Origin of the sequence: Spongiactinospora gelatinilytica (assembly GCF_003236385.1) — a bacterium.
Lineage (GTDB): Bacteria > Actinomycetota > Actinomycetes > Streptosporangiales > Streptosporangiaceae > Spongiactinospora > Spongiactinospora gelatinilytica.
Genome location: NZ_POUA01000458.1, coordinates 1 through 5,237, shown reverse-complemented (window position 1 = coordinate 5,237; position 5,237 = coordinate 1). Strand labels below are relative to the sequence as shown.

Annotated in this window: 4 protein-coding genes; all 4 read right to left on the bottom strand. The window is 73.5% G+C overall.

The window, feature by feature from the left end:
* Positions 1 to 1,615: glycosyltransferase family 39 protein (locus C1I98_RS34640; RefSeq protein ID WP_233508434.1), on the bottom strand; the 1,615-nt coding region annotated here is incomplete at its 3' end.
* Positions 1,612 to 2,757, bottom strand: a complete 1,146-nt coding sequence (locus tag C1I98_RS34635) for a bifunctional glycosyltransferase family 2/GtrA family protein (protein ID WP_111171541.1) — start codon at positions 2,755 to 2,757, stop codon at positions 1,612 to 1,614. The genes C1I98_RS34640 and C1I98_RS34635, both read right to left, overlap by 4 nt.
* A gap of 38 nt (positions 2,758 to 2,795) precedes the next feature.
* Positions 2,796 to 4,187: a sensor histidine kinase gene (locus C1I98_RS34630; protein WP_111171540.1), complete on the bottom strand. Its 1,392-nt coding sequence runs from the start codon at positions 4,185 to 4,187 to the stop codon at positions 2,796 to 2,798.
* Positions 4,184 to 4,885 carry a response regulator transcription factor gene (locus tag C1I98_RS34625; protein WP_111171539.1) on the bottom strand — a complete coding sequence of 234 codons (702 nt, stop codon included), beginning with the start codon at positions 4,883 to 4,885 and terminating at the stop codon, positions 4,184 to 4,186. The genes C1I98_RS34630 and C1I98_RS34625 overlap by 4 nt, the downstream gene beginning before the upstream one ends.
* Positions 4,886 to 5,237 lie beyond the last annotated feature (352 nt).

Genomic DNA, 5,237 nt, shown 5'->3' with positions numbered 1-5,237 from the left:
GCCCTTCTGTGATGCCCACCGAACCACCCACCACGGCCGCCCCAACACCCGCCGACCCGCCTGCCACCGTCGCCGCGCCCGTCAGCGCCCGCTGACCGGGCACCGCCACCGAACCGCCCGACTCCGCCGCACGGGCCAGCGCCCGCAAACCCGGCACCGCCGCGACCACCGAACCAACCGATGCCGCCGCGCGGACCAGGATCGGCAGGCGGGGCACCGCCGCGGGGCCGTCCGGTGGCGGCGGCGCGTGGGTCAGGGCGCGCAGGGTGAGGGTCGCTGTGACGAGGGCCGAAGCGGCGGCCACGGCCCAGGGCAGCCATGGGGCGAACTCCGGCGTGCGGCGCAGCAGGGTGAACGCCCAGGCGCCGGTCACCGCCGTGCACGCAGGGGCGAGCCAGGACCAGGCCGCAGAGTGGACGTGGGCCCGCCACAGCAGGACCCCGCCGATCCCGCAGAGCGCGGCCACGGCCGGGGCCATCACGGCCGTGTAGTAGGGGTGGAAGACGCCGCCGGTGAAGCTGAAGACCACCAGGTGCGTCACCAGCCAGCCGCCCCACAGCGCCAGCGCCGCGCGGACCGGCTCGGTGCGCCGCTCCCCGTCGTGCGCGAAACCCGCGGCGGGCACCCGGGCCAGGATGAGCGGCCCCGCGACGAGCGCCACCAGCGCGAACGGCAGCAGCCAGGAGATCTGCCCGGCCACCAGGTCGTTGAACATCCGCCCCGCCCCGGGCTCCCCGCCGAACGCGGGCGGGTTGTGCGTGCCCGCCTGCATGCCGAGGAAGCGCCCCAGGCCGTTGTAGCCGATCACCAGGTCCCACATGCTGTTATTGGTGCTGCCCCCCACGAAGGGCCGGCCGGCGGCGGGCCACAGGTCGACGATGGTCATCCACCAGGCGCTGGAGACCAGCAGCGCCGCCCCGGCCGCCGCCGGCGCGCGCAGCCGGCGGGCCAGAGAGCCCGGGGCCGCGTAGAGGTAGACCCCGGCGAAGGCGGGCACGACCAGGTACGCCTGGAGCATCTTGGTGTTGAAGGCCAGGCCGACGAGGACGGCGCAGAGCACCAGCGGGCGGGCCCGCCCGTCGCGCAGCGCGGCCAGGCACGCGCAGGCGGCCCCGGTGAGCAGCAGCACCAGGATCGGGTCGGGGTTGTTGTCGCGGTTGATCGCCACGGTGATCGGGGTCAGCGCCAGCACCAGCGCGGCCAGGTGAGCCGCGACGCGACCGGGGGGGCCGGGGACGCTCCGGCGTACCGCGATGTGCAGCAGCCACACGGTGGCCAGGCCCGCCGCCGCCTGCGGAAGCAGCAGGCTCCAGCTCGACATGCCGAAGACCCGCACGGACAGGCCCGTCACCCACAGCGCGAGCGGCGGCTTGTCGACGGTGATGAACGACCCGGCGTCGAGCGCGCCGAAGAAGAACGCCTTCCAGCTCTGCGTGCCGGACAGCACCGCCGCGGAGTAGTAGGTGTTGGCGTGCCCGTTGCGGCCCAGCCCCCAGGTGTAGAGCAGCGCGGCCAGGGCCAGCACCGCCGCCAGCGGAAGCCGGGACAGCAGCGCGCGGGTGCGGGAGGCGGTGTCCGGGGCGAGGCCCGGTTCGGTGGTCGTGGCGGCGCTCAACGCAACCCCCGGTTGACCGGGCGGCGCAGGTTGAACACCCAGGTGCGCAGCAGCAGGAAGCGGACCAGGGTGGCCAGCCCGTTGGCGGCGACCACCGCGCCGACCTCGGCGAGGGTGGAGGCGTGCGGCACGACGGCGTCGAGCAGGGCCAGGCCGCCGGTGCTCAGCCCGAGCCCGACGACGAACGCCACACCGCCTTCGAGCTGGTGCCGCAGCGCCCCGGCGCGCCCGGTGACGCCGAAGGTGAACCGCCGGTTGGCGGCGGTGTTGGCCATGGCGGTGAGGAACAGCGCCAGCGCGTTGGCGGCGACCGCGGGCACCACCTGGCGCAGCGCCACGAACAGGCCGAGGTGTGCCAGCGTGCTGATCCCGCCGATCACCGCGAAGATCGGGAGCTGCCTGGTCGCGCCGGTCATCGCCACGCGGACCATGCCGCGTAGGTCGTCGAGCGCGGTCTTGAGGATGTCGACCCGGCTGTCGGGGTCGTCGACCCAATCGACGGGGACCTCGTGGATGCGCAGGCCGTGCCGCTCGGCCAGCAGCAGCAGCTCGGTGTCGAAGAACCACTCCTCGTCGCGCACCGACGGCAGCAGCGCCTGAGCGACCTCGGCGCGCACCGCCTTGAACCCGCACTGGGCGTCGGAGAACCGCGCGCCGAGGACCGACCGCAGCAGCAGGTTGTAGCCGCGCGAGATCACCTCGCGCTTGGGGCCGCGCACGACGTTGGCCGAGGCGTCGAGCCTGGTCCCGATCGCCAGGTCGCTGTGCCCGGACAGCAACGGGGCCACCAGCGGCAAGAACGCGTCCAGGTCGGTGGACAGATCGACGTCCATGTACGCGACGACGTCGGCGTCGCTCTGGCTCCACACCCGGCGCAGCGCCCTCCCCCGGCCCTTCTCCGCGATGCGCACCGCCCCCACGTCACCGAGATCGCGTGCGACGCGGAGGGCCACCTCCCAGGTGGCGTCGGTGCTGGCGTTGTCGGCGACCGTGATCCGGAAGGCGAAGGGGAACGCGGCCGACAGATATCCGTGCAGCCGGCGAACGCTGTCCTCCAGCACCCGCTGTTCGTTGTGCACGGGAATGACGATCTCGACCAGCCGCGTCCGCGGTGGCGCACCCGTCAACTCGTTCATGCTCATGGCCCCACGCTGGGAGCCGGACATTTGACAAGGGTGAGTCAATTATTAACGGGAGATGAGAAAACCACGCCGGGGAGGATGATCCATGCCTCCGCGCCACCGCCCTGGGCGTTGGCCATGCCCGCCTCGCCCCCCACGTCGCGGGCCGCCTGCGCGACGATGGCCAGGCCGAGCCCGGAGCCGGGCAGGCTGCGAGCCGTGGGCGAGCGCCAGAAGCGGTCGAAGACGTGTTCGAGGTCTTCGGCGGGCACGCCGGGCCCGTGGTCGCGCACGGAAAGCCGTCCCTCGCGCAGGCGCACCTCCACCGTGCCGCCGGGCGGACTGAACTTCACTGCGTTGTCCAGCAGGTTCATCACCGCCCGGGACAGGGTGGGGGCATGCCCGGTGACGTGCCAGGTCGACAGGTCGGCCGTCACGTGGACGGTGGGCGCGCGCAGCCGCGCCCGGGCCACCGCGACGCTCACCAGGTCGTGGAAGGCGATCGGCTCGCCCGGTTTGTGGTCGCCTTCCGGCCTGCCCAGCTCAAGCAGGTCGCCGACCAGCGTGGACAGCTCCTCGAACTGCGCCTTCAGGCTGCCGAGCAGCCTCCGTTTGGCCACGGGGTCGATCGCCCGCCCGGTGTGCTCGCTGCGCAGCAGCAGGTCGATGTTGGCGCGCAGGCTGGTGAGCGGGGTGCGCAGCTCGTGCCCGGCGTCGGCGATCAGCCGCCGCTGCCGGTCGCGGGAGCGGGTCAGGGCGCTGGTCATCGAGTTGAACGCGGCCCCGAGGCGGGCGATCTCGTCGGTGCCCTCGACGGGGATGCGGGTGGTGAGGTCGCCGGTCCGGCCGACGTGCTCGACCGCGCCGGTCAGCTTGCCGACCGGGCGCAGGGCGGTACGCGAGATCAGCAGCCCGACGGACGCCGCGCCCAGGGCTCCGAGCGCCGCGATGGACGCCAGCAGCCCGGCCAGGCGGGCCAGCGTGGAGTGCAGCTCGGTGAGGGAGCGCGACTCCATGACGGCCACCCCGGGGGCGATCTGCTGGGTCTTGACGCGCACGGCCATGCCGGTGTCGGTCGTGGCATCCTTGATCATCTTACCGCCGTGCGCCGCGATGGCGCGATCGGCCGCGGTGACCGGCAGGCCGCCGGGGCTGAGGACGCAGCGCCGGCCGTCGGCCGCGTAGACGAACTGGAGCGGCGGGACATAGGCGCGCAGTGGGTCGCCCCTGGCCGCTGCGGGGTCGGCGCAGTGCTCAAGGATCATGGCGATGTCCAGGGCGCGCTTGCGCGCGCCCTCCGGGGTGGGCGGGCCCTGGAGGCCGCGGTCGAGGTGCTTGAGCATCTCGCCGCGCACGATGATCCAGCACGCCACGGCACAGACCGCGATCGCCAGGGCGACGGCGACCGCCACCAGCACCGTGAGCCGGGAGCGCAGGGTGCGACCGGTCACTGCGCCGCCCGCAAGACGTAACCCACGCCGCGCACGGTGTGGATCAGCCGGGGCAGCCCGCCCGCCTCGGTCTTGCGGCGGAGGTACATCACGTAGACGTCGAGGGAGTTGGAGGCCGGCTCGAAGTCGAACCCCCACACCTCGCTCAGGATCTGCTCGCGGGTGAGCACCTGCCTGGGGTGCAGCAGGAAGAACTCCAGCAACAGGTACTCGGTGCGGGTCAGCTCCAGCGGGCGGCCCGCCCGGCTCACCTCACGCCCCGCGGTGTCCATCGTCAGGTCGCCGAAGGCCAGCAGGCCCTCGGCCGCGTCGTCATCGCGCGCCCCCGGCGGCTCGCCGCGACGCAACAGGGCGCGCACCCGGGCCAGCAGCTCGTCCAGCTCGAACGGCTTGACCAGGTAGTCGTCGGCCCCGGCGTCCAGGCCACTGACACGGTCACCGACCGTCTCCCTGGCGGTGAGCATCAGCACCGGCACCCGGTTGCCCGCGGCACGCAGCCTGCGGCACGCGGTCAGCCCGTCGATCCGCGGCATCATCACATCCAGCAGCACCGCGTCGTAGCGCTCCCGGGCAAGCGCGTCCAGCGCGGCCATCCCATCGGCCGCCACCCCGACGGCGTACCCCTCGAACTCCAGCGTCGCCGAAAGCGCCTCCCGGAGCGCGGGTTCATCGTCTACGACGAGTAGTCGCACGGTCACGCATCAAAACCTAACCACGCCTGATGAGAAATGCGTTAACGCACGACGGCCGGATCGATGTCCCACCGAGCGGCGCGAACGGGACCGTTCTGAACCGGACACGGCGCAGGCCGACCACCGAGTGACGGTGCGCCGCAACGGCCGCAACGCCCGGAAGCCGCCGTACGCGCACGGGGCGAGGCCAGAGGGCCGGGGCGGCGTGCGGCAAGGCGGGACGTACAGGGACGAGCCGGACAGGCGACGGCCCGACGCGCTCGCCGCCCTGCCACGGCGGCAGGCAGCGTAGACGCCTCCGGCCCGGGCCCGACGCCGTACGCGCGCAGGGGCGTGAGCGGCCGGGTGGCGTTTGCGG

What these genes read in the sequence shown, in the direction of transcription:
- C1I98_RS34635 (WP_111171541.1), bottom strand. Translation starts at nt 2,757, where the DNA reads ATGAGCATGAACGAGTTGACGGGTGCGCCACCGCGGACGCGGCTGGTC.